Source organism: Microbacterium sp. AK031, from assembly GCF_024807145.1.
Lineage (GTDB): Bacteria > Actinomycetota > Actinomycetes > Actinomycetales > Microbacteriaceae > Microbacterium.
Window position 1 is genome coordinate 44790 of sequence record NZ_JANUCA010000003.1, and the last position, 24079, is coordinate 68868.

25 protein-coding genes are annotated in these 24079 nt (G+C 66.4%); 6 read left to right on the forward strand and 19 right to left on the reverse strand.

The features are described 5' to 3' along the window. Window positions 1-43 precede the first annotated feature (43 nt). The 7 genes from HDC95_RS08250 to HDC95_RS08280 all read right to left on the reverse strand — a co-directional run bounded on the left by HDC95_RS08250 (window position 44) and on the right by HDC95_RS08280 (window position 6566). Complete coding sequence (locus HDC95_RS08250; protein WP_259062900.1) at window positions 44-1123, reverse strand: tartrate dehydrogenase; 1080 nt, start codon at window positions 1121-1123, stop codon at window positions 44-46. Continuing rightward, the gene (locus HDC95_RS08255; RefSeq protein WP_259062902.1) at window positions 1120-1551 is read right to left on the reverse strand and encodes a MaoC/PaaZ C-terminal domain-containing protein; all 432 of its coding nucleotides are present in this window, start codon (window positions 1549-1551) and stop codon (window positions 1120-1122) included. The genes HDC95_RS08250 and HDC95_RS08255 overlap by 4 nt, the downstream gene beginning before the upstream one ends. Then, the gene (locus HDC95_RS08260) at window positions 1548-2453 is read right to left on the reverse strand and encodes a MaoC family dehydratase N-terminal domain-containing protein (RefSeq protein ID WP_259062903.1); all 906 of its coding nucleotides are present in this window, start codon (window positions 2451-2453) and stop codon (window positions 1548-1550) included. Before HDC95_RS08260 ends, HDC95_RS08255 begins: the two co-directional genes overlap by 4 nt. Continuing rightward, complete coding sequence (locus tag HDC95_RS08265; protein WP_259062905.1) at window positions 2450-2914, reverse strand: hypothetical protein; 465 nt, start codon at window positions 2912-2914, stop codon at window positions 2450-2452. Before HDC95_RS08265 ends, HDC95_RS08260 begins: the two co-directional genes overlap by 4 nt. A gap of 295 nt (window positions 2915-3209) precedes the next feature. After that, window positions 3210-4226: a LacI family DNA-binding transcriptional regulator gene (locus HDC95_RS08270; RefSeq protein ID WP_259062908.1), complete on the reverse strand. Its 1017-nt coding sequence runs from the start codon at window positions 4224-4226 to the stop codon at window positions 3210-3212. Between the two features lie 67 nt (window positions 4227-4293). Next, the gene (locus HDC95_RS08275; RefSeq protein WP_259062910.1) at window positions 4294-5553 is read right to left on the reverse strand and encodes a hypothetical protein; all 1260 of its coding nucleotides are present in this window, start codon (window positions 5551-5553) and stop codon (window positions 4294-4296) included. A gap of 86 nt (window positions 5554-5639) precedes the next feature. After that, a complete protein-coding gene (locus HDC95_RS08280) occupies window positions 5640-6566 on the reverse strand; it encodes a dihydrodipicolinate synthase family protein (RefSeq protein WP_259062911.1) in 927 nt (308 codons plus the stop codon). Between the two features lie 209 nt (window positions 6567-6775). On the opposite strand from HDC95_RS08280, the gene HDC95_RS08285 reads away from it, so the two are divergent. Then, entirely contained in the window at window positions 6776-8248 is a 1473-nt protein-coding gene (locus HDC95_RS08285) for an FAD-dependent oxidoreductase (RefSeq protein WP_259062913.1), read from the forward strand. Window positions 8249-8265: 17 nt separating this feature from the next. After that, entirely contained in the window at window positions 8266-8958 is a 693-nt protein-coding gene (locus HDC95_RS08290; RefSeq protein ID WP_259062914.1) for an RraA family protein, read from the forward strand. A gap of 63 nt (window positions 8959-9021) precedes the next feature. On the opposite strand, the gene HDC95_RS08295 is transcribed toward HDC95_RS08290, so the two are convergent. From HDC95_RS08295 to HDC95_RS08310, 4 genes are read right to left on the reverse strand one after another with little or no spacing between them, the layout of a single operon-like run. Next, a complete protein-coding gene (locus HDC95_RS08295; protein WP_259062916.1) occupies window positions 9022-9987 on the reverse strand; it encodes a Gfo/Idh/MocA family protein in 966 nt (321 codons plus the stop codon). Between the two features lie 32 nt (window positions 9988-10019). Beyond that, window positions 10020-11453, reverse strand: coding sequence for an NAD-dependent succinate-semialdehyde dehydrogenase (locus HDC95_RS08300; RefSeq protein ID WP_259062918.1), 1434 nt, complete (start codon window positions 11451-11453; stop codon window positions 10020-10022). Between the two features lie 28 nt (window positions 11454-11481). After that, window positions 11482-12465, reverse strand: coding sequence for a transketolase family protein (locus tag HDC95_RS08305; RefSeq protein WP_259062919.1), 984 nt, complete (start codon window positions 12463-12465; stop codon window positions 11482-11484). Next, a complete protein-coding gene (locus HDC95_RS08310) occupies window positions 12462-13316 on the reverse strand; it encodes a transketolase (RefSeq protein WP_259062921.1) in 855 nt (284 codons plus the stop codon). The genes HDC95_RS08305 and HDC95_RS08310 overlap by 4 nt, the downstream gene beginning before the upstream one ends. Window positions 13317-13444: 128 nt before the next feature. Here HDC95_RS08310 and HDC95_RS08315 point away from each other — a divergent pair, with 128 nt between their 5' ends. After that, complete coding sequence (locus HDC95_RS08315) at window positions 13445-14212, forward strand: IclR family transcriptional regulator (RefSeq protein WP_259062922.1); 768 nt, start codon at window positions 13445-13447, stop codon at window positions 14210-14212. Window positions 14213-14217: 5 nt separating this feature from the next. Here HDC95_RS08315 and HDC95_RS08320 read toward each other — a convergent pair whose 3' ends face one another. The 6 genes from HDC95_RS08320 to HDC95_RS08345 all read right to left on the reverse strand — a co-directional run bounded on the left by HDC95_RS08320 (window position 14218) and on the right by HDC95_RS08345 (window position 20396). Beyond that, complete coding sequence (locus HDC95_RS08320; RefSeq protein WP_259062924.1) at window positions 14218-15171, reverse strand: DUF4862 family protein; 954 nt, start codon at window positions 15169-15171, stop codon at window positions 14218-14220. A gap of 59 nt (window positions 15172-15230) precedes the next feature. Beyond that, window positions 15231-16121: a 2-dehydropantoate 2-reductase gene (locus HDC95_RS08325; protein WP_259062925.1), complete on the reverse strand. Its 891-nt coding sequence runs from the start codon at window positions 16119-16121 to the stop codon at window positions 15231-15233. 172 nt (window positions 16122-16293) lie between these two features. After that, on the reverse strand, window positions 16294-17070 hold the full coding sequence (locus HDC95_RS08330) for an SDR family NAD(P)-dependent oxidoreductase (RefSeq protein ID WP_259062926.1): 777 nt from the start codon (window positions 17068-17070) through the stop codon (window positions 16294-16296). Between the two features lie 56 nt (window positions 17071-17126). After that, window positions 17127-18083, reverse strand: coding sequence for an aldo/keto reductase (locus HDC95_RS08335; protein WP_259062927.1), 957 nt, complete (start codon window positions 18081-18083; stop codon window positions 17127-17129). A 26-nt stretch (window positions 18084-18109) separates the two neighbouring features. Then, window positions 18110-19231, reverse strand: a complete 1122-nt coding sequence (gene pdxA, locus HDC95_RS08340) for a 4-hydroxythreonine-4-phosphate dehydrogenase PdxA (RefSeq protein ID WP_259062928.1) — start codon at window positions 19229-19231, stop codon at window positions 18110-18112. Continuing rightward, window positions 19179-20396 carry a four-carbon acid sugar kinase family protein gene (locus tag HDC95_RS08345; RefSeq protein WP_259062929.1) on the reverse strand — a complete coding sequence of 406 codons (1218 nt, stop codon included), beginning with the start codon at window positions 20394-20396 and terminating at the stop codon, window positions 19179-19181. Before HDC95_RS08345 ends, pdxA begins: the two co-directional genes overlap by 53 nt. 235 nt (window positions 20397-20631) lie before the next feature. On the opposite strand from HDC95_RS08345, the gene HDC95_RS08350 reads away from it, so the two are divergent. Continuing rightward, window positions 20632-21060, forward strand: coding sequence for a DUF1761 domain-containing protein (locus tag HDC95_RS08350; protein ID WP_259062930.1), 429 nt, complete (start codon window positions 20632-20634; stop codon window positions 21058-21060). Between the two features lie 46 nt (window positions 21061-21106). Beyond that, complete coding sequence (locus tag HDC95_RS08355; protein ID WP_259062931.1) at window positions 21107-21988, forward strand: hypothetical protein; 882 nt, start codon at window positions 21107-21109, stop codon at window positions 21986-21988. 141 nt (window positions 21989-22129) lie between these two features. Here the strand turns inward: HDC95_RS08355 and purQ are convergent, their stop codons facing one another. After that, the gene (gene purQ / locus HDC95_RS08360) at window positions 22130-22837 is read right to left on the reverse strand and encodes a phosphoribosylformylglycinamidine synthase subunit PurQ (RefSeq protein WP_259062932.1); all 708 of its coding nucleotides are present in this window, start codon (window positions 22835-22837) and stop codon (window positions 22130-22132) included. Beyond that, on the reverse strand, window positions 22834-23082 hold the full coding sequence (gene purS, locus HDC95_RS08365) for a phosphoribosylformylglycinamidine synthase subunit PurS (RefSeq protein WP_033105327.1): 249 nt from the start codon (window positions 23080-23082) through the stop codon (window positions 22834-22836). Before purS ends, purQ begins: the two co-directional genes overlap by 4 nt. Before the next feature lie 312 nt (window positions 23083-23394). Between purS and HDC95_RS08370 the strand changes: the two genes are divergently transcribed. Then, the gene (locus HDC95_RS08370) at window positions 23395-24069 is read left to right on the forward strand and encodes a MerR family transcriptional regulator (RefSeq protein WP_259062933.1); all 675 of its coding nucleotides are present in this window, start codon (window positions 23395-23397) and stop codon (window positions 24067-24069) included. The last annotated feature ends 10 nt before the right edge of the window (window positions 24070-24079 follow it).

Consider the following 24079-nt stretch of genomic DNA (forward strand, 5'->3'; position numbering starts at 1 on the left):
TTGTTGCTGTCAGTCGTGTAGCTGTGTCAGGCCGGGACAACGGTCATGTCGCATCCGCCTTCAGCCGATCGACGATGGCGGCGGCGACCTCGACGGTCGTCGCCGTGCCGCCCAGGTCGCGGGTCTTGATGCCGTCTGCGAGAACGCCCTCGATGGCCTTCATGAGCTGTGCCGCGGCATCCGCTTCGCCGAGGTGGTCGAGCATCATCGCCCCCGACCAGATCTGGCCGACCGGGTTCGCAATGCCCTGGCCCGCGATGTCGGGTGCCGAACCGTGCACCGGCTCGAACATCGAGGGGTGCAGACGCTCCGGGTTGATGTTGGCCGAGGGGGCGATGCCGATGCTGCCCGCCACGGCGGCGCCTAGGTCGGTGAGGATGTCGCCGAACAGGTTCGATGCGACCACCACGTCGAAGCGCTTCGGGTCGAGCACGAAGTGCGCCACGAGGGCGTCGATGTGGTACTGCTGCGTCGTCACCCCGGGGTGCGCTGCGCTGCGCTCCGCGAAGATCTCGTCCCAGAACGGCATGGTGAAGACGATCCCGTTGCTCTTGGTCGCCGAGGTCACGTCCCCCCGACGGCGGGAGGCCAGCTCGAAGGCGTAGTTCATCACGCGCTCCACGCCGCGACGGGTGAAGACCGACTCTTGGATGACCATCTCGTGCGGGGTCCCGGCGTAGAGCCGGCCGCCGATGCGGGAGTATTCCCCTTCGACGTTCTCCCGGATCACGGCCATGTCGAGGTCGGCGGGCACGACGCCAGCGAGGGGGGTCGGGACTCCGGCGAGAAGCCGTGCTGGCCGCAGGTTGACGTACTGGTCGAACTCCCGGCGGATCGGGATGAGCATGCCCCACAGGGACTCGTGGTCCGGGACCCCGGGGGCGCCGACGGCCCCGAGGAAGATGGCGTCGTCGCCGGCGATCTGCTCCAGGGCGTCGTCCGGCATCATACGTCCGGTGCGCAGGAAGTACTCGCATCCCCACTCCTGCGTCTTCCAGTCGAAGCGGATGCCGTTGATCTCGCCGAGCACGTCCAGAACGCTGATCGCCGCGGGGACAACCTCGTTCCCGATCCCGTCGCCGGGAAGGGTCGCGATACGGAAGTGGCGCGGTGCGATGGTCATCGGGTTTCCTCATTCGCGAGTTGGAGCAGGCCGGTTGCTGTTGTGGTGCGGACCCCGTCGACGTTCTCCGTCCACAGCTCGAGGTTCACGCGTCGGTTCTCGGTATCGATATCGACGATGCGTCCGCGGCAGGTGATGGGTGCGCCGACGAGGTCGACGCCGCCGTAGCGGGCGGAGTAGTCGATCAGCCAGCTGCCGCGGCCGCCCCAGCGGCAGGCGAGATCCGACAGGATCGCGGCCTTCAGGAGCCCGTGCACGATGACGTTCGAGAAGCCGCGCTCCTCGGCGTAGTCGCGGTCGTAGTGGATGCCGGAATAGTCGTTGGCGGCGCCGGCGTACTGCACGAGCTGCTTGTTCGTGGTGAAGCGGACCTGGGCGGGAAGCTCCGTCCCGATCTCGATACTCCGGCCGTCCGTGGTGGCGATCATGCCCGTGCCTCCGCTCGGGGGGTGACGGTTCGCGAGGTGAGGTCGAAGGACAGCACGTGCCCGCACCTCGTCGTGGCGATGCGCTCGCCCGCGGCATCCGTCAGCTCGTTCTCCCGCACGCGGAAGAGCAGGCTGCCGCGTGAGCCCTTCTTCTCGTAGACCTCGGTGTAGCGGGTGGTCACGGTGACCACGTCGCCGGCGCGGATCGGTCGGACGGCGGAGACCTCGTTGAAGGCGTTGCCGCCGCCGGTCTTGCGGAACGGCAGGTGCTGCACGAAGTCGTCGAGGTCGAGGTCGCGCCGCTCGACGGGGTCCAGTGCGGCGTAGAAGGTCGCGGGCGCCTCGTCGATGTCGTCCCTGTCGACGGGCTCTCCCGTGACGGCCTCGATGAAGCGGGCGATGTCGCCGGAGGTGACCTCGTAGACGAAGACGCCGGCGACCTCGCCGAGCCGCACGCTCTGCTTTACGCGTTCCAGCGGGAGTCCGTCCAGCTCTTCCTCGACGACCGCGGCGCATGTCGCACGGACGGAGAGCGAGCCGTCGGCGCGCTTCACCCACAGCTCGCAGTCCACCTGGGTGGCGCCGTCCGTGGTCACGCCCACGCCGGTGATGCTTCCGCCGAACACCATCGGCTCGCCCAGGAGGTCGGGGGCGAGGTAGTCGGCCGAGAAGGAGCGCAGCACGGCCTTACCGAGCCACCGCTGGACGAGTCCGCGCAGCACGGCGGCCTTCCAAGGGCCGTGCACCACCGGGCCCTCGAAGCCGCGGTCGGCCGCGGCCTGCGGGTCGAAATGGAAGGGCGTTAAATCGCCGCTCGCCGCGGCCCAGCGTACGCTGTCCTCGATCGACATGGCGAGGGGGCCGTACGAGCCGATGTCGTCGCCGACTCTCAGTGCGTTCATGCGTGGGCCTCTTCGATGTCGAGGCTGAATCCTCGGGCGACGCCGACGCGCACGCCCCGCTCGTCTCGGAAATCGGTCTCGTATACCGTGCGGATCATGCGGCGGCCCGCCGAGCTCGCGCGCTCCACGATGTCGGCGATGCGGGACACCGCGATGAGCGAACGCGGCCCCAGCTCGGCGAACTGTTCCCATTCGCTGCCACCGTCGACGACGCGGTCGAGGAGGGTGACGCGGGGCAACCCGGACTCCAGTGCGAACACGAGGGGGTCGGGGCAGAAGTCGGCGATGGTGGTCGTCTCGTCGGTGAACCCCTCTCCGAGCGCAACGCGCAATGCGTCACGCCGTTCCGAGGTCAGGGTGAGCGTCTGGATGCGGCCGATGCGGCCCAGGTGGACTGTCAGTTCCGACGCGACGGTCCGGTTCCAGGTCCGTTCCGGGCGTGCGTTGAGCAGAGAGGCCATCAGATGCTCCTCGCTGCCTTCCGCATGTTTGACAGGAGTGAAGTGAAAACGATTTCTAACAGGCCAGAAAAATCACTGCGTGGTTGGAGTGCCGTCGTGCGGGCCGCGTTGACCGGTGGCTCTCCAGTGCGGCGTGCAGGTGCCGCGGAGGCGATCCGCGAGGCGGGGACGCGTCGGGCGACGTAAAGGTTCACAGGCATCATTGCTACTTTCGGTACCGTTTTCAGAGCCGAGATTCAGCGAAGTGATCCCACGCTATGGGAAATGATCGGAGTGCGCAACATCTTTTCGCGAGTCATCCGCGATACGTCCAGTCCGTCGACTCTCGAATGACCAGTCTGGTGGGGAGCACGATGGTGTGTGCGCGCGACGATCCCGTGGCCAGTTTGCTCAGGATCATGGCAGCCGCCCGCTTGCCCAGGTCGACGACATTGCGCTCCACGGCAGTGATCGCGGGAGTATGCAGGGTGGCCAGCGCGCTCTGCTCGCTGGCTGCGACGGCGATCTGCTCGCCGATGCGGATGTTCCTCCGCCGGAGTTCCTGGAGTGCTCCCGCGAGCGCCGACATGTTGCCGTTCCCGACGATCACGGCGGTCGGAGGGACAGGAAGCTCGAGGACCGAGGACAGCGCGCTCGCCGCATAGCCCTCAGAACCGCGGCCGACGATCTGCAGCTCTGGTCGCACGGGAATGCCGCGCTCGTGGAGGACGCTTGTTAGTGCCTTCACCCTTTCGCGGCTCGGATAGGCATGGGGCTGCCCGGTGAACAGGGCGATATGACGATGTCCGTGGTCGATGAGGTGCGAGACCAGTGCGCTGGTAGCGTACTCGTGGTCGCTGACCACCGCGCTCAGATGATCCAGGCCCATCTGGCGGTCCAGCAGTACCACCGGAATCGTCAATCCCTTGACCGCGGCGACGAGATCGTCGTGTTGATCATCGGCGAAGGATGCGATCAGACCGTCGACTCTCCGTTGGTGCAAGAGACGGAGGTTGGACATATCGTTGTCGCGCTCGCCGCGCGAGTGCGCGAGGATGACCCCGTACCCTGCTGCGCGGAGATCCTCCTCGATCACGTCGACCCATTTTGCGACGACAGGGTTGAGGATGTCGTTGATCATCACGCCGATGGTCCTGGTGTATCCGCGGCGAAGACCGGCGGCGACCAGGTCGGGCTGGTAGCCGACCTCTTCGACAGCGGCCATGACGCGCTCACGGAGATCGTCGCTGACGTTGGGGTAGTCGCCGAGCACCCGGGTCACCGAGGCGGGTGCAACCCCCGCGCGTTTAGCCACGTCACGGATCGTCGCCACGGCGTCAACTCCTTCATTGGTTCCCGCTCTGGCGCGGAAATACGTGTTGGGAAACGATACCGCGTGCTCAGGCGAGAGTGTCGCAGAGCCACAGCACCGGCCAGGCGAGAGCGAGGACGACGATGAAGTACGGCAGATTCCTGCGCGCGATGGCGAAGTTGTTCGTTCCGAAGCGACCGTTGAGATAGATGTTTAGGCCGGAGATCGGGCCCGCAGCCGCCGAGGCGCCCCAGGCGATCATGCCCGACATCGCGTAGAGGGTCGGGTCCGGATGCAGTGGGACGATCACTGCGGCCACCGCAGCGATCGAGATTACCGGATGCACTCCTACCAGCGACAGCATCGCCATCACGAGGGTGGTGGCCCAGGCAACGGGGATGGTGTATTGCGTCACAGGGAGCTCGAGCTGCACGGCATTGAAGAAGGAGCCCAGCCCGATCGCGAGAACGCCGGCCGAGGCGAACAGCGTGAGTTCTCCGGAGAGGCGGGGCAGTGCGCTTCGCACATGAGAGAAGAGCCGGCTTCCCGCGGTGCGGGGCTGGATGAAGAACAGGGTCACCACCGTTATCCCGAGCGAGCCGACCAGCACTAGCCGGGTGATCGGCGTCTCGGGGATGAGGGTGTGCAGCCCGAGCACGACTACGGCCAGCGCGAGCGGAATGCGTAGCGCCCTCCAGGTGAGGACATAGCCGTGGTAATTGCCGAGGCTCGGTCCGAATCTGCGTACGGTCGCCGTGATGCTGTAGGTCAGCGCGACCAGCGCGAGGCAAAGACCGCAGAGGATCAGCACGTTCGACTTCGCGCCAGGCGCGTATGCGATCGCCGCGGCGGTCGCTCCCCAGAACGGCGACCAGAACGCTCCGGCGGAGAAGGAACGGGACAGGAGCAGTTCGTTCAGACGCGACAGCCGCCCGTCCTTGCCCAGGCGTTCCCCGATGAGGTTGATGGCGCTGATGTTGATCACGGAGCCGAGAAGATGCACAGCCGCTGCGGTACGCCAAACCGCCTTCGCCCCGGACAAGCGCGGGGCCGGCGTCTCGGTTGAGGTGGTGATCAAGCGGACGAAGGACACTGCGGCGAGCATCGCGATGAGGTCTTGGTTCACGGTAAGGAAGTCGGCGAGATCAGGTCGGTCGCCGAGCAGCAGTCCCGCTATGAGCGCGGCGAGGCCGCACCCCACCAGGACGAGGGAGATGATCAGCTGCACTCCGCGGACGATCAGCAGCCCGATGAGCGCGGACAGAAGTGTCAGCGCCCCTGCGACGAGAGTTGCTTCGGGAACGGCGATGGAGATCGCCACCGTGAGGATCAGCAGACTGAGGACCACCGACAGACCGGCGTTCAGGGTTTTCGTGTCGGACTCCTCTCACGCGGTGTCCGCGTCTGCATCGCCGCTTCCGAAGCGGAACCTGGTCAGTTTGTCAGGCTGACTCCGGCGTTCTTCAGAGTGGTCCGGATCTGCTCGGCAGCACCGTCTTCGAGTGGCATGAGAGGGGAGCGCACGGTCGCAGTGCGGATGATGCCGCGTGCTACGAGCCCCAGCTTCATCGCCGTCGTCGACTCGATATGGGACTTACGGTGGTAGACGGCCCGTGTGATCGGGATCATCCGGTCGTAGGCCTCCTTCGCCGCGTCGTAGTCGTGCGCCTTCGCCTTCTCCAGCAGCTCGACCATGAGCTCGGGGATGAGCGCCGCGTAACCCACCAGCGCACCGTCGGACTCCCACATCGTGTGCAGCAGGAACTCGTCCTGACAGGTGAGCATCTGGACATCGGGGAAGTTCTGTCGGATGATCGGCGTCTCCACGTCCCAGCGGATCATGTCCCGGACGCCGTCTTTGATCGCGAAGACGCCGTCGAGGGCGCAGAGTTCCAGGATGAGCTTGAGCGGGTAGGTCGCCAATGACACGTTGGGAAAGTTGAAGAGTGTGATCGGCAGGGACGCGGCGCTCCAGACAGCGCGGTACCTGTCCTGTGTTGCTCCGTCCTGGTAGCCGAACCGCAGCGAGGCAAGCGGGGGGAATACGAGCAGAGAGTCGGCGCCGGCCTCTGCGGCTCGTTCGGATTCGCGAGCGATGACGCGGGTCCCCTCGCCTCCGACTCCGGCGACGATGTGCAAGTCGGGAACTTCGGCCTTGACGGCGCGAATGATGTCGGTGCGCTCCTCCTCGCTGAGCGACGTGCCTTCACCCGCGTGGGCGTTCGTCACGATGCCGGTTACTCCTGGTATCGATTTCAACCATCGGCAGTATGAGATGAGGCTGTCGTAGTCGACCTCGCCCTGCTCGTCGAACGGTGTGATGATCGCGGGCGTGACTCCGCGCAGGTTGGGTACAGGCATCCTTGCCCCTCTTCTGTGCTGGGTCAGAAGGCATTCTGACGCTCACCATTGAACTCCTTCATCGACTGAACTGCAACCGATTTCCAAAATTCTCTACTCAAAAGCATTGGCCATGCCGGCTCGAAAACCCCGGAATCACGGGCGAAAATGCGATAGACGGGGATCGCCGTTTAAGCTACCCTGAAAACGGTACCGAAAGAATGGAATCAATGATGAGACCTTCCCCTCGCTCTGCGGACGTCGTTGTGGTGGGCGGTGGCGGCTCCGGACTAGCAACTGCCGTGGCCGCGGCCGAAGGAGGTGCTCGAGTGATTCTGCTGGAGCGCCGGCCGGCCGTCGGAGGCACTACGGCGCTGTCGATCGGGTCTCTGACCGCCGCTGATACGAGTTACCAGCGGCGTCGCGGCATCCGTGACAACGCGGACGACCTCGTTGAGGACATGTGGAAGTTCGATGAGACGCTTCTCACCGGAGACGCGCCGAGCCTGCGTCGGCTCTATGCTCGCGAATCGTCGGCGACCCTCGATTGGCTGATTCGGCATGGGGTGGCGTTCGCCGGTCCTTTCCCCGAGCCGCCGCACCGTGTGCCGCGGATGCACAATGTCATCCCCAACTCGCGTAGCTACATCGCGCGGCTGCACGAGGCTGCGGTGAAGGGCGGGGTGTTGATCGTGACCCGCGCGGAGGTCGATCGGCTCGTCGTCGAGGACGGCACCGTGGTGGGCGTTCACGCTGCTGTCGACGGCGAGGATGCCGAGTTCCGAGCCGAGCGCGGCGTCGTGCTCGCCAGCGGCGACTTCAGCGGAAACTCTGATATGCGCGCGGAGCATCTGTCGAACAGTGCCGCCGCCGCCGTTCCCGTGAACCCGGATGCGCAGGGCTTCGGCCATCGCCTCGCGGCGGATGCCGGAGCAGAGCTGAAGAACATGGATTTGTTATTTGGTCCGCAGTTGCGTTTCCCCGCATCGCCCAAGCCGGGCCTTCTGGACCGGCTGCCCACCTGGCGCTGGCTGTGCCGGCTGGAGGCGCTCGTCGCGAACAACGTTCCGCCCGCTCTCTTGCGCCCGGTCGTGAAGTCGCTGCTGGTGTCGCACATGTCGCCCACCGACACGATGTTCCGTCGCGGCGCGATCCTGGTGAACGCCAAGGGGGAGCGCTTCGGTAAAGAGGAGTCTCCCGCCGCCGAGCTGGCACTGCAGCCGGACGGCCGGGGCTTCCTCGTCTTCGACGGCCGTATCGCGGCCGAGTTCGACACTCCACCTCAGCACATCTCGACGGCGCCCGGCATCGCCTTCGCGTACCTCAAGGACTACCGAAAGGGGCGCCCCGATCTCATTACGAGAGCGGCATCCCCGAAGGATCTTGCCGCGAAGTTCGGGTTCGATCCCGCGACCATCGCTGCCGCCGTCGACTCGAGCGATCTGAGCGGTGAGCTCATCGTCCTCGGTCCCGTGTACAGCATGCTGACGGTCACCGAGGGCTCCATCGCTGTGGACGAGGAGTTGCGGGTTCTCCGCGCCGATGGCTCGACCGTCCGCGGGCTCTTCGCCGTCGGCGGGGTCGGACAGGGCGGGATGCTCCTCAAAGGCCACGGTCACCACATCGGCTGGGCGATGACGTCCGGCCGCCTCGCCGGCACAGCGCTCGCGCGCACCGCATCCGTACCCGCTACCAACAAATGAGAAGAGAGATGACCTCCATGAGCAGCACCCGACCCCTGGCCGATTCCGAACACGAGTTCCTGCTTGGCGTCGACAGCCCGACCGTCGCCAATGCGATCGAGAGGTTCGCTATCCGCGACCGCACCGAGGGCTTCATCGGCGGCAATGTGCAGTGCGTCTTCCCCGATCTCGGATCGATGGTCGGACGCGCCCTCACCGTGACGATGTCGGATGCTCCCGGCCCGCCCGCGCAGCGCGAGGGGTACTGGCGCATGTGGGAGGCGCTCGAAGCGTTGGAGGGGCCGGTCGTCCTCGTAATAGCGGATGCCAGCGGCGCTCCCGAGCGGGTCGCCTACTCGGGTGAGATCATGTCCCGTCTCGCGCAGAAGCTGGGAGCCGTCGGCATGGTGACCGACGGCGCATTGCGTGATGTCGCCGAGGTGGGTGAGATCGGTTTCCACTACTTCATGCGCTACCCGGTGGTGTCGCACGCGAACTACGAGATCGTGTCCGTGGGCGACCCCGTCAACATCGACGGCCAGCGCATCGTCACGGGAGACCTTCTGCACGGCGATCGGAACGGCATCGTCGTCATTCCGTGGGAGACCCTCGACCGCCTCCCTGAAGAGGTCGCGACCGTCCGCCGCGTCGAGCGCACCGACATGGACCTGATCGCCAGCGACGGCTTCACCCTCGACGCGTACAAGGCACACCGGGGATACGGGTCCTGAACCCACAGGTTCCTGCAGAAGGAAGCCGGATCTTCGGCTATTCCTGCAGGAAACCTGATCGGGCTACCGCCGCACGACATCCTTGAGGATGACGTCTATGACCTCTGCCGTCCCGAGCGCCGAGCGACCGGTGCTCGGGCATTCCCCTCTGCCGGCGAGCTCGTCGATGATCGTCTGCACGAGGGGCTGGTGCGCGTGCGGCGGGTCTTCGATCCACAGTTCCTGCTTCTCGCCGCCGCGCGTGACCCGCACGGCGTCGTGGGACGAGACCGAAAAGCTCACCGTTCCCGCCGAGCCGATGACTGTTGTGACGTCCTCCTCGGCATCCGCGTTGAAGCACCAGGTCCCGCTGCCGACAACGCCGTTCGCGAAGCGGTACGAGGCCGAGACAGTGTCCTCCAGCGGTCCTAGGTTGCCGTGGGACGAGGCGAATCCGCGCACCTCATCCATCGGCCCGAAGAGGAAGTGCAGGAAGTCGATCGCATGACAGGTGGCGTCGAAGAAGTAGCCGCCTCCGGAGAGGCCAGGAGTATTCTGCCACGCATCCGGTCGCGCCTCCTGGAACCGGCGCGACTCCACCGCGCGGATATCGCCGATCGCACCCTCGTCGATCAGCTCCTTGACCCGCAGGAATCGAGGGAGCGCGCGCCGGTAGTACGCCACCCACAGCGGAACACCGGCACGGTCGCAGGCATCCTGCATCTCACGGCACTCCTGGGCGCTGCGCGCCATCGGCTTCTCGACGTACACGGCCTTGCCTGCCTCGGCGGCCCGGAGGGCGTACTCGTGATGAGATGCGGGATGCGTAGCGATGTACACCGCATCGATGTCGGCGGCTAGCAGGATCGCATCCGCATCGTCATGCCAACGCGGCACCCCGTGGCGCCGCGCGTAGTCCTCGGCGAGAGACGCCGTCCGCCGCATCACGGCGACGAGCTCCGACCCCTTCGCCTTCTGTAGCGCCGGGCCGCTCTTCACCTCGGTAACATCACCGCAGCCGATGATGCCCCATCGCACGTTCTGCGTCATCGACGCACCTCCTGCTTCGCTGCCGCACCGGGTCAGATCGAGAGACCGATGTACTTCTCCTCCATGAACTCCAGGATGCCCTCGGAACCGCCCTCGCGGCCGAGACCGCTCTGCTTCACGCCGCCGAAGGGCGCCGCGGGGTCGCTGAGCACGCCGCGGTTCACACCGACCATCCCCGCCTCCAGGCGATGGGCCACGCTCATCGCCTGCTCCTCGGCGCCGAAGACGTAGGCGATCAGGCCGTACTCGGTGTCGTTCGCCATGCGGATGGCGTCGTCGACATCATCGAAGGCCACGACGGCGGCGACCGGCCCGAAGATCTCCGTGCGGTTGATCTCACTGCCGTGGGCCACGTCGACGAGCACGGTCGGTTCGTAGAACGCCCCGTCCTCACGTGCGCCGCCCCCGCGCACCACCTGTGCGCCTTCCGCGGCAGCCCGCGTGACCAGGTCCGCGACCTTGTCACGCTCGCCGCGAGAGACGAGGGCCCCCAGAGCATTGTCCCGATCGATGCCGGGGCCGACGCGGTACTCGTCGAGGGCGCCGCTCAGCAACTCCACGAACTCGTCGTGTAGCGAACGGTGCACGTAGAAGCGGTTGGCCGCGGTGCAGGCCGATCCGCCGTTGCGCATCTTGGCCTGGACGGCTCCCGCGACCGCACTGTCCAAATCGGCGCCCTCGAGCACAAGGAGCGGAGCGTTCCCGCCGAGCTCCATCGACGAGCTGATGATGGAGTCAGCGGCCTCATGCAGCAGGAGCCGCCCGACCTCGGTCGATCCGGTGAAGGAGAGCTTGCGTACCGCCCGCTGTCGCATCATCACGCTCACGGCGGGGCCGGTCGGCACGGGCGTGACCAGGTTCACGACGCCCTTGGGCACTCCGGCGCGATTGAGGATGTCGACGATGCGCGCCGCGGTTAGTGGCGTTTCGCGGGCGGGCTTGAGAATGGCGGTGCAGCCGGCGGCGAGCGCCGGACCTAGTTTGCGCGTCGCCATGGCCGCGGGAAAGTTCCATGGCGTGACCAGCAGCGCGACGCCGATCGGCTCCCTCGTCACGATGATGCGCTTGTCACCCCGCGGCGACAACCGGTAGTCCCCCGGTACCCGCACGGCCTCCTCGGAGAACCAGCGGAAGAACTCGTTGGCGTAGTCGACCTCGGTCAGCGCGTCCGCGAAGGACTTGCCGTTCTCGCGGACGATGATCTCGGCGATCTCCTCCCGCTCCTCGCGCATGATCTCGAAGGCGCGGCGCAGGAGCTCGCTGCGATCGCGCGGCGCCGTTCGCGACCAGCCCGCGAACGCCCGATCGGCGGCATCCACCGCTGCCAGGCAGTCGCCCTCGCTCGCGATGGCGAAGCGGGCGAGCTCCGAGAAGTCGGACGGATCGACCACGGCGAAGCTCTCGCCGTGGTCGCCGTCGCGCCACTCCCCGTCGATGAACAGCTGCGAGATGTACTCCTCAGACATGTGGTCCTTTCAGAACGGAGCGGATCGGTTAGTCGAAGGAGCGGCCGGCGAACTGTTGCACGGCATCCGTGATGTGCGCGCCAGTCAGCCCGAAGGCATCGAGCAGTTCGGTGGGGGCGCCGCTCTCGCCGTAGCGGTCCTCGACGCCGAGGCGCAGTAGCGGCCGGGGGAGGCGAGTTCCCAGCAGCTCCGCGACAGCGCCGCCGAAACCGCCGGCGATCTGGGCCTCCTCCGCGGTGACGATGCGCCCTGTCTTGCGGATGCTGGTGAGGATCGTCTCCTCGTCGAGGGGCTTGATAGTGGGCACGTGCAGCACCTCGGCGTCGATCCCGCGAGAGCTCAACGCCTCGGCGGCGATGAGCAGCTCATACGTCATCGTCCCCGTGCCGGCCAGTGTCACATCCGATCCCTCCCGCAGCACATAGGCGCGGCCGATCTCGAACGGCGACTCCGCGGTGCTGAAGATCGGCGTTTTGTCACGGGCGAGGCGCAGGTACGTCGGCTGCCCGTTCGCCGCGAGGGCGATCGTGGCCTTCTCCGCCTCGATGCTATCTCCCGGGGCGATGACGACGATGTTGGGCATGACCCGCATGAGCGCGATGTCCTCCAGCATCTGATGCGTCGCCCCGTCGGGGCCGACGTTGAGACCGGCGTGCGAGCCGATCACCTTCACCGGCTGGTCGTTCAGCGCGGCCGTCGTCTTGATCTGCTCCCAGTTGCGTCCGGGGCTGAAGGCCGCGTAGCTGCTGGTGAATGGGATCTTCCCCGCCAGCGCCATCCCGCTGGCGACGGTGACGAGGTTCTGCTCGGCGACGCCCACCTCGATGAAGCGGCCGGGGAACTCGTCCTGGAACAGGCTCATCTGGGTGCTGTCGGTGAGGTCGGCGCAGAGGGCGACGATGCGCTCGTCGTTACGGCCCGCTTCGAGCAGGCCGCGGCCGAAGCCAGCCCTGATCGGCTCGCGCTCGACATCGGGCGAGTGGATGGATTCGTTCAGCGGGTAGTCGCTCACGAGGGGCTTCCCTTCGGGGTGGTGAGGGCGAGGGCATTCAGCGCCTGCTCCAGCTGCGCGCCGTCCGGTGCTTTCCCGTGCCAGCGATAGTCGTACTCCATGAACGGCACACCCTTGCCGGGGATGGTGTGCGCGATGATCACGGTGGGCCGGTAAGTGACGGCCTTGGCGGTGCTCACGGCATCCAGGATCGCCTGCATGTTGTGGCCGTCGACCTCGAGGACGTGCCAGCCGAACGACTCCCACTTGCCACGGAGGTCCTCCAGCGGCATGACGTCCTCGGTGGCGCCGTCGATCTGGATGTTGTTGCGGTCGACGAACCCGATCAACTGCTTCAGCCGGTACTTGCCGGCGAACATCGCGGCCTCCCAGATGTTGCCTTCGTTCAGCTCGCCGTCGCCCATCATCACATACACGAACCGCTGCGGATCCGGATCGATGTGCTGCAGCACGTAGGCGAACCCGGCCGCCTGCGAGAGCCCGCTGCCGAGCGGTCCGCTGGTGTTCTCCAGCCCCGGGAGCGAGACCCGTTCCGGGTGCCCCTGCAGACGGGAGCCGTAGCGGCGGAGGGTGTCGAGCTCCTCCAGCGGGAAGTATCCGGAGTGCGCCATCGCCGCGTACAGCACCGGCGCGGTATGCCCGTTGCTCAACAGGAAGATGTCGCGCCCGTCCCACTCGGGATCGGTCGGATCGTGCTTCAGGATGCGGAAGTACAGCGCGGTGAGGATGTCGGCCATGCCCAGCGGCCCCGCGCTGTGCCCGCTGCCCGCCTTCTCCAGCATCTGGACGATGGAACGGCGGATCTCCACCGCCTTGTCTTCGAGTTCACTCGTGCTCAGCTTGTTGCTCACCGGGGATCCGGTCCTTCCGACGACGTTGACGAAAATTTCATATAGCGCAATGCCATTACGTATACTGAATTCTATAACGGCGCGGGGGGGTGGTCACAACCTCCACCGGGTGACAGGGGAGACGAAGAATGCCGGCGAATAGCGGAACGTACGAACTCAGCAGCGTCGATCGGGCGCTCACCGTGCTGTCGATCCTCGCCGTACGGCCGCGGATGCGCCTCGCCGAGCTCAGCGAGAAGCTTGAGGCCAATCCCAGCACCGTCCTGCGCGCCCTGCGCGTGCTCGAACGGCACGGACTCGTCCGGCGCTCGCCCTCCGACATGGAGTACGTTCTGGGCACCCGCCTGGTCGAGCTCGGCCAGGCCGCCGTCGCATCCATCGACATCGTCCAGGCGCTTCGCCCGCTCGTGCGCCCGCTGGTCTCGGAGTTCCACGCCACCGCGCATATCGGCATGGTCCGCACGGGCATGGTCACCATCGTGGACAAGGTCGATCCGCCCGCGCCCACTGTCGGCTACTCGGCAGTCGGCACGCGGATGCCCCTGCACGCGACGGCGGGGGGCAAGGCCGCACTGGCGCTCGGCGGTCCGCCCCTGCTGGAGGAACTGGCCGGCACAGAGCTGCGCGCCTGCACCCCGCGCACGCTCACGAGCCTCGACGCCCTCTTGGTCGATCTCGACGCCACCCGCGATCGGCGCTTCAGCGTGGAGCGCGAGGAATACCACCTCGGATTCGGATGCGTTGGATCGGCGATGTCCGTTGAAGGCGACATCTACACCGTCAGCATCTCGGGTTCGCTGCTCGATCCCGGCACGCTGCAGGATTGCGGGGAGAAGCTGCGTACCGCTGTGGACGCCTTCCTCGCTCAGCATGTCGGGGCCGTCTCCGGTATATAACGGGCTCAGAGGATCGCGGAGGTCGATGTCCGGGCGGCCTCGGTAAGAACACGCAGGTTGCCGCCGACGACATCGAGCCATTCCGACGGACCGGCGATCGCCGGTGCCTTCACCTTCACGCCGAGAAAGCGCAGCTGCGGCGCCTGCAGCGCGAGGGCGACGCAGCGCTGTGCCTGCTCGATCGTGAGGATGCTGGCATCCGCGGCATCCGAGAGCGGACCTGCGCCCCACCCGCGAATCGGCACGTGCCGGTCGTCGAAGGCCGCCCCGTAGGCGCTCTCGACGGACGCGCAGCCGGAGAGGATCAACCCGGTGAGCGCCCCGGCGGAGACGGCGGCGGCGATATGGGTGGCGGGACCCTCGGCGTCGCGGGTCTCGATCGCCGAGCGTCCCCAATTGATGACGATCCCGATGCCCTGCGACGTAGCGATGGCGAGCTCCTGCTCGAGGGAGAGGAAGCCCTTCGAGGGTTTGTGAAGGCCGGTGTCGGCGTCGCAGTGCTCGATCGCGAGCTCGGCACCCTTCCAATCCCAGGAGCGGATCTCCTCGAGGGAGCGGGCGAAGGCATCCGCCGACGAGAGGTGGCGTCCCGGGGCGCTGTGCAGCTGCACGGCATCGATGGATCTGCCGTCGGAGGAGTTCACCTGCTCGACGAACTCGCGCGCGCTCCGGATGAGGGCGACGGCCTCGCGCCGGGAGTCGTCATCGACGGAGGCCAGGCCCAGCGCTGGACGCTTCGGCAGGTCGGCCATCATCGCGGGAATGGTGGTCAGCACATGGCTGCCCGCGCTGCGGGCGAGGTAGGCCGGGTTCTGCCAGGGCGAGGAACCGCCGAAGTATGGCACTTCCAGCCCATCGACCTCGTCGAGGGCGAGTGCCCCCGACGTCAGCAGCTCGAACTCTTCCTCTGACGCGAGCGGCCGCGGCGGTGTGCCGTACGAGCCGATGACGATCTTCATGCGTGCGTTCTCCGATTCTCGGTGTTCGTGTGGGTCTGTCATGCGGGAGCAGGCTCAGCTCAGGACTCGGGGAAGCCCTCGACGGCTGCGGCGCCGACGAGCACCGTGAGCATGGCGTTCATCGGAGTGGGGATGCCGCGGGCTCTGCCCCCGCGCACTACGGCGCCGTTGCGGGCTTCGACTTCCGTGCGCCTGCCCGCCAGCCGATCGGCGACGAGCGAGTTGAGGAACAGCGGCGGGTTCTGGCGCATCCGGTCCACCACGATATCCGGCAGATCGTCGCTCAGGATCGCGCCCTCGGCACGTCCGACGAGCACCGTCTCGGCGACGACGCCTCGGATGAGTTCCGCGACCGGTTCCTGATGCGCGATGCCCGACGGCTGGCGCAGTGCGGCGCAGACTGCACCTGCCGAGTTGAGGCACAGTTTCGTCCATGCCGTCGTGACGAAGTCGGCGGTCACAGATAGGTCGATAGGCGAGCCGGCGAAGAGGTCGACGAACTCGTCGCCGTCGGGGCCGCTCGGCACGATGAGGGTCCCTGGCTTGCCCTGGCGGACGACGCCGTCGGGAAGGCGCTCCGCGGGGATGTCGACGACCACGGGGACGATCTGTTCGAGCGGGAGATAGGGGAGCAGTCGAGCGACCTGTTCGACGCCGTTCTGCAGCACCGCCACTCGGGTGGACGGACCGACGAGACCCTCGAGCCACGCCGAGGCCGCGTCGGTGTCGTAGGCCTTCACCGCGAAGAGGACCCAGTCGACGGGCTTAGCCGCCGCCGGATCGGTCAGGACCGGCGGATCGACCTCCAGCATCCCGGACGGCGAATCGACCCGCAGCCCCTGCCGCGGACTCCGGGTGCAGACCACCACGTCGAGCCGCTCGTCCTGGACCAGCCAGGCGGCGACCGTGGAGCCGACGGCCCCGGGTCCCACCACTGCGATAGAGGTCATGATGCGCCTTCCTCGTCTTCTGCACGTCCCACGATCCGAAGTACGTTTCGGAGGGTCGCTGGCGTGTCGATTTCGCCCTTCGTGACCACCGCGCGGGTGCTGGTCAGGTCGTCGTCGAGCAGGATAGCCACCGCTCGGCGTGCTTCGTTCCGCGCCTCGCCCCGCACCCCATTCATGAGAAGTGCAGCCCGCCGTTGATGTCGTAGTTGACGCCCGTGATGTATCCGGCTTCCTCTCGCATGAGGAAGGCGATGAGGGCAGCGACCTCGTCGGGGCGGCCAACCCTTCCGACCAGCACGTCGCGGCTCAGGTCGTTCTTGCGCTCCTCGGTGAGAGTGCCGCCCATGATGTCGGTGTCGATGGGGCCGGGTGAGATCGCGTTGACGGTCACGCCCAGAGGAGACAGCTCACGGGCGACTGCGCGGGAGAAGCCGATGATCCCCGCCTTGCTGGCCGAGTACGGGACTTTGGAGAACGTCCCGCCACCACGCTCGGCGGAGATCGACGCCAGTGAGACGACCCGGCCGACGGAGTTGTTCACCATCGTCTCGGCAGCTCGCCGGGTGGCCAGGTACGCGCCGCGTAGGTTGACGTCGAACACTTGATCCCACTCGGCGGTGGTCAGCTCGAGGAACGGAGTGGGCGAGCTCACCCCGGCGATGTTGACCAGGCCGACGATTTGCGGGAGCTCGGCCTCGATCAGATCGAAGGCGCCACGTATCTGCTCCTCGTCCGCCACCGAGGCCGCGACCCCGAGCGCGGGTACTCCGAACTCCGCGTTCAGCGATTCAGCGGCCTCGCGGGAGAGATCGGCATCCAGGTCGACGATCGCCACGGCCCACCCCTCGGATGCCAACCGGCGGGCGGTCACGCGCCCGATGCCCCGGGGGGAGGCGGCTCCGGTCACGACGGCGGTGCGGGAATCGGGGAAAGGTGCTGCTTGCGTCATCGGAAGTCTCTTTCGGTCTCGGTCAGATGTCTGGGTGCTTGCGGGTTTCGCGGGTTTCAGCGGTTGTAGGCGGGCATCGGGCCGCGGAGGTCGTCGCCGACGGCGTTCGCCGCGAGTACGACGTCGGCGTCGAGCGGACCCTTGGCGAGCAGGGCGATGTTCTCCATCACCTGCTTAGTCCTGGAGCCGCCCAGGAGCACGGAATCGGTCAGTGGACGCGAGATGCTCCAGCGCAGGGCGAGTTCCAGGAGCGACAGCCCCGCGCCCTCGGCGATGGCGGTGAGCTTCTCCACGGCGCCGAAGAGCTGCGCATCCCAGTAGCGGTCGCGGTACTGCTTCGCGTTCCTGGCACTGGAGAATCGCCCGTCGGATGCCTCGGCGTCGAAGCGATAGCGCCCGGTGAGCAGTCCGCCGGCGAGCGGGTTGTAGATCATCGTCGGAAGATCGGTGACCCGCGCATACTCCTCGTACTCCTCCTCGACCCGACGAGCGACGAGGTTGTACATCTGCTGGCCGACGACCACCGGCGGGGCACCGACCTCGCGCGCCGTGGCGACCACCTCCGCCGTCTGCCAGGCCGAATAGTTGGAGATGCCGATCGCGCCGATCTTGCCTTCCTTGGCGAGTTCGGCGAATTCGGCCAGAGTGTCGGCGATGGGGGTGGCCCGGTCCGGTGCGTGCAGGTACAACAGCTCGACGTGCTCCCGTTGCAGTCGCCGCAGGCTCCCCTCCACGGCGGTGCGCACCAGGTCGGGGCGTAGCAGCGACTCAGCGCCGACTTCGGGGTGGGACTGGCCGACCTTCGTCGCCAGCACGATGCGGTCGCGGCCCTTGAGCGCGCGTCCCAGGATCATCTCGGACTCGCCGGTGGCATAGGCGTTGGCGGTGTCGATCCAGGTGATGCCGGAGTCGATCGCGCCGGCGATGATCTCTCCCGCCGTCTTCTCGTCTGTGGTGTCGCCGAAGGTCATGGTCCCGAGGACCAGCGGTGCGGTGGATGCGTCGATTGTCATGGGCTTCCTTTACTCGATGGAGGGGATCAAGCGGCGCGGGAGCGGGCCCGCGACAACTCGGCCGCCTGCCTTAGCGCCTCGATCATGCTTCGGACGTCGACCACGCCTTTGCCTGCGATGTCGAATGCAGTGCCGTGATCGACGGATGTGCGGATGACCGGCAATCCGACGGTGATGTTCGTCCCCGCCTCGATGCCGAGCACCTTCACCGGACCGTGCCCTTGGTCGTGGTACATCGCCACGATGAGGTCATAATCGCCTCTTCCGCCTAAGAAGAACGCCGTGTCCGCGGGGAGTGGCCCCTGCACATCGAGGCCCTCGGCCTGCAACCTGCGGATCGCCGGCGCTATCTTTGACTCCTCCTCGCCATAGCCGAAGAGACCGTTCTCCCCCGCATGCGGGTTGATAGCGCAGACTCCGACACGGGGGTGTCGAATGCCCGATCCTCTTATGGCGGTGATACCTCGGCGCACAGTGCGCTCTACAAGCCCCGGTTCGATCTTGGCGATCGCGTCGAGGAGACCGATGTGCGTCGTGACGTGGATCACTTTGATCTGAGGGGTTGAAAGCAACATGGACACCTCTTCGGTCCCAGTAAGACTTGCGAGCAGTTCGGTATGGCCTGGATACATGTGCCCGGCCGCATGCAGCGCCTCCTTGTTGAGTGGTGCGGTGCAAATAGCGTCTACCTCTCCCGACATCGCCAGCTCACTCGCCACGCGCACGTACTGGAAGGCAGCATCCCCCGCGATTGGCGAGAGCACGCCCCACGAAAGGTCCTCTGGAAGGAGGCCGAGATCGATCACGTTGATCCGTCCGGGAGTGAATAAGGCGTCGCTCACACGCGAAATGGAAACGATTTCCGCCGTCAACCCCAAGCATGCTGCAGCTTGCTCAAGACGACGCGTGTCGCCGATCGCGATCGGACGCGAGCGCTCCAGGACAACGGGCGCGAGCAGCGCTGCAACGGTGACCTCGGGTCCGACGCCTGCCCCATCTCCCATGGTCGTGGCGATGACGGGCAGTCTGTCCGGGGCCGAGTCGAACGGCGCGTCGTCCGCCGGGAAGGACGGATCGAGTTTCTCTGTCATATCTTCAACCTTTTCCTTGATCTTCGATTTCTGTGAGAATGCGGAGAAATCCGTCATCGTCACCGAAGCTGCCAGGTCTTGTGATCACGGAGATTCCCGCGTCGGTCAAGCCCCAGGCTGCGTCTGCGCTCACCATGCGATGCACATTGAACGTGCGCGTCCGCCAGACGTCCAGAATGGCGCGCGAGGTCTGTCCACCAGTGAGCGTGAACACCGTGTCCGGTTGTATCGCCTGCTCAAGAACCCTCCCCAGCGCGGTGGCGAGGTGTGCTCTGCGATCGCGGTCGACACGAATGAGCGGATCGATCGCAATCGCCGAGAGTGGCGCGCTCAGCACTTTGGTCATGGGGCCGCGCTGCTCGACGCCGAGTCTGTCGTCGAGTAGTGCGGTGGGATCGAGCCTCAGAGTTACGCACCCGCGCATCTCCAAAACAGCGAGTTGCCGATGGGCTGACGGTTCGGCAGTGCCGACGACGAAGGCAACGTTCGTCCTGCGCAACTCAGCGCTCTCGGCCTGCGGGGGTATGGAGTCGAGGCAGCGGGCGACGGCAGTCACCAGGGCGGAGGAACCGACCAGCAATGGCGACAGTTCGCCGGAATGCAATGCTGCGGCGGCGATGCGGTGCAGATCGTCGTCTGTTTCGGCGTCGCAGACGATGATGTCGTTGGGGGATGTCGTGATGGCCTTCTTCAGCGTCGTCTCCCCGGAACGGACGATGTCCAAACCGAGCGAGGTGACTTCTTGCGTGGAAAACGATTTCGACAAGCGACGCGGCGCCGTTTCTTGCTCGAAAACCCATGCTGCGGTCTCGACCAGTGGAACGCCAGCGATGAACATCTGGCCGTCGCGCATGACTCGTCCCGCGGAGGGGAGGGCGGGGGCGATCACAGCCCGACGTCCGGAAGGGCGCAGCAACTCGACCTCCGCGGCGATGTCGCCTCGCAGCAGGGAATCGATTTTCTTGATCACAACGGCGCAGTCCTTGACGAGCGTTGCCGCAGGGGCAAGGAGCGTGGAGAGGTGATCAGCCCGCGCGTTTCTCGAATTGGTATCGATTACAACGGGTCGGGAATGATCAAATTCGAGCGCGTCATCTCCTTCCCGCAGGAGATGTACCGGCACGGCATGACCGCCGTTTGGGCCGACCAATGCAGCCGCGGCCTCGGCCGCGCCGGTGAGGTCGTCTGCGATGACGAGGATGTCCGCGACTGTGCGCCCCACAATGTTCCCTTCGGACGGCGACCGCTTCCCACGGAATGGTCGGGCCGACTACGCCCTCTAGCGGCGTCGCTCGCCAATCATTGCAGGGTGGTGCGCAACCGGCAAGCGGCAAACGCACATCTATTCGCTCCGCGTGGCCGGGCCGGAGAGCCGGGGCTGAGCGACATACTGAAGCCAGCACACATGCGAGCGTCGCCTTGCACTCGTAGAGCCATGCGTTGAGGAGGAGGACAACATGATTCCGGAGATCAACTATTGGGCCGTGCTGCTGGCCATGATCTCGAGCATGATCGTCGGGTCTGTCTGGTACGCCCCGAAGGTGTTGGGCACCCGCTGGGCGAAGCTCGCGAACGTCGACATGAGCGGCTCTGCGAAGAGCGCAGTGTGGCCGATCGTCACCACGGTGATCGTGAGCTTCGTGACGGCGTGGGTGCTGGCCGGAGCATCCGCGATCGCCTGGCACTTCTACGAGGGATCGTTCTTCGTCGCAGCCGTCGTGACGGCGATCCTGCTGTGGGCCGGATTCACCGCCGCACGGTTCATCACCCATGACGCCTTCGAGGGGCGACCGACGGCACTCACCACGATGAATATCGCGCATGAGCTGGTCACTCTCGTGATCATGGCAGTGCTGATCGGCGTCTGGCCGCCGGCAGGGATCTGACCCGCACCTGGCGTGAGAGCGCCGGCCGAATGCCTAGGCTGGGAGGGTGAATCCTCCTGATCTCGGTCTCCTGCTCGACGTCGACGGCCCGGTCGCCAGCCCCGTCACCCGCACGATTGCGATCGGATCGATCGCCCGCGACCTCGTGGACCTCGTCGCGGCCGGTGTGCCGATCGCGTTCATCACCGGACGCTCGCACGAGTTCATCGCCGACGTGGTGATCCCGGCACTGCAGGATGTCGGGCTGCGCGATGCCCTGCTCAAGCCGGGTGCGCGCATGTTCGGTGTGTTCGAGAAGGGCGGCGCGTGGTCGACGATCGACGCGGACGGCATGAGCGAGCCCACGATCGATCAGACGGTGGCGCTCGGCGCGGATGCTGTCGATGCGATCCGCGATCTGGTCGAACGGCGTTTCGCCGACACGATGTTCTTCGATGAGACCAAGCGAGCGATGATCTCCGTGGAGCAGCGCACGGATGTCGGAACCGAGGACTACCGACCGGCGCAGCAGGAGCTCCAGGACGAGGCCTTCCGTATCCTGACCGCGCAGGGAGTGGGGTTGCGCTATGCAGAGCAGTCCGTTGCCGACGCGGACGGTGCCGTGCCGTTCCGGATCGACCCGACGGTGATCTCCACCGACATCGAGTCGATTCGGCTCGACAAGGATCATGCCGCGCAGCGCGCGCTGGAGCACTTCCGCGCGCACGGACCGATGCCGCGCCGCTGGCTCAGCGTCGGCGACTCACGCAGCGACTACCTGATGGCCGATCAGCTCCACGCGGAGGGATTCGACACGGCGCATCTGGACGTTCGCCCCGGCGACGGCATGCTCGAGCGTCCATACCCGGTGCTCACGGAGGATGATCTCATCCACGACGAGGCGTTCGCCGCGCACCTCACCGGCATCACAGCCGAACTCGGCGTCTGATCGCGCGGGTCCGCCGGCTGAAGCAGGTACGGATGCACGACCCGGGAACGGATGCACGACCTATTCGCCCGTCAGATCGTGCAGGTGTGCCCGGCCCGTGCGACTGATCCGTGGAACCGGTGGGCTGGGTCGTCTGGCAGGCTACGCGGCGACGCGGCTGACGGCGGCGATCGCGCTCGTGAAGAACGCGAGTCCGTCGGTGCCGGAGCGCATGGCGTCCGCGGTGTTCGGACCGAAACCCGCCTCGGTGGCGTGTTCCGGGTGCGGCATGAGGCCGACGACGTTTCCTGCTTCGTTCGTGAGGCCGGCGATGTCGCGCAGCGATCCGTTCGGGTTCACGCCGGCGTAGCGGAACGCGACGAGGCCTTCACCCTCGATGCGATCCAGCGTCTCCTCCGAGGCGATGTAGCCGCCCTCGGCGTTCTTCAGCGGGATGACGATCTCCTCGCCGGCGGTGAATTCGCTCGTCCACGCCGAAGTCGTGTTCTCGACGGTGAGCTTCTGGTCGCGGCGCACGAAGTGCTGGTGATGATTGCGGATCAGGCCGCCCGGCAGCAGGTGCGCCTCGACGAGCATCTGAAAGCCGTTGCAGATGCCGAGGATCGGCATGCCCGATGCGGCAGCGGTCTTCACCTCGGTCATGATCGGCGAGAGCGCGGCGATCGCACCGGAGCGCAGGTAGTCGCCGTAGCTGAAGCCGCCGGGGAGCACGAGGGCGTCGACGTCCTCAAGGTCGTGCGAGCCGTGCCACAGGGCGACGGGCTCGGCGCCGGCGATGCGGATCGCGCGCTGCGCGTCGCGGTCGTCCAGCGAGCCCGGCCAGGTGATGACGCCGATGCGGACGGTCACTCGACCACCTCGATGCCGACGACGTCTTCGATGACCGCGTTGGAGAGCACATCGTCGGCGAGCTTCTTGACCTCGGCGAGCACTGCATCCGTCACTTCGCCGTCGACCGTGAGTTCGAAGCGCTTGCCGATGCGCACATCGCTGAAGCCCTCCACGCCCAGGCGTGCGAAAGCGCCGGAGACGGCCTTCCCCTGCGGGTCGAGCAGTTCGGACTTGGGCATGACGTCGACGACGATGGTGGGCATTGAAGGCTCCGGAAGTCGCGGGAAGGCGGGCGATCTCAGTCTAGCGTCCGGGTGGCGGCTCCCCGATGCTCGGAGAACTCGCGCGGTCTGCAGCTGTGCGGCGAGAGTGCCCGGGCGGATGACGCACCCCCCTCGGTGCAACCGCCCGGGCAAGTCGAGGAGTCCCCTTACTCATCGAAGCTCCCGCCCGCGGATCCCCAGCGGCGACAAAGTCCCTCCAGAAGCAGGTTAGAGTCATCGCACAGAAGCCGCACCGTGGAGAGTTGCAGGGCTTGCCGCTCTCCAATGGTCGACTTCAAGGGGGAAGAACGCATGAGGCTCAACGAGCTCGCGACTGAGAGCGGAGTCAGCACGACGACTCTGAAGCACTGGATCCGCGTGGGCATCCTGCCCGCTGGGCGATTGCGCAACCGCACGACGGCAGTGTACGAGCAGGAACACGTCGACAGGGCGCGGCTGATCGTCGTGCTGCGCGACTCGTACAACGCCTCCACCGCAGCGATCAGATCGCTCACCGATGTGATCGACTCTGACGTGCCAACCCTCGAAGTGATGAACGCGTGCCAGGCGTTCGCGCTCGGAATCTCCGACGGTGTCGCGTTCGATCCTGACCACGATGTCTTCCGTGAGCGCTCCCACGAGCTGATGCGGCGTCGTGACTGGCGCGGCTACCCCGGCGCGGCCGAGCAGGGCCTCGCGCTGGCGCTGGCGGAGGCATCGGCTGTCGGTCTGGACTACGACGTCGACGAGCTCATGGACTACGCCGACGCGCTAGAGCCGCTCGCCGGTCGTAACATAGCGGCCCTCCGGCCGGATGGTTCCCGGGACGAGATCGCCCGGAGGATGCTGCTCGCCGTCCACGCTCGCGCTCGACAGCTCGTTGCGGTCAGCAGCCTCGCGCACGCGGCGGCATCCATCCGTTCTGCGATCGATCGTGGTGTCGCACCGCCCGACCTCGCGAAGCCTCCGGCCGCATCCGGAGCGTAGCGCTCGGGCC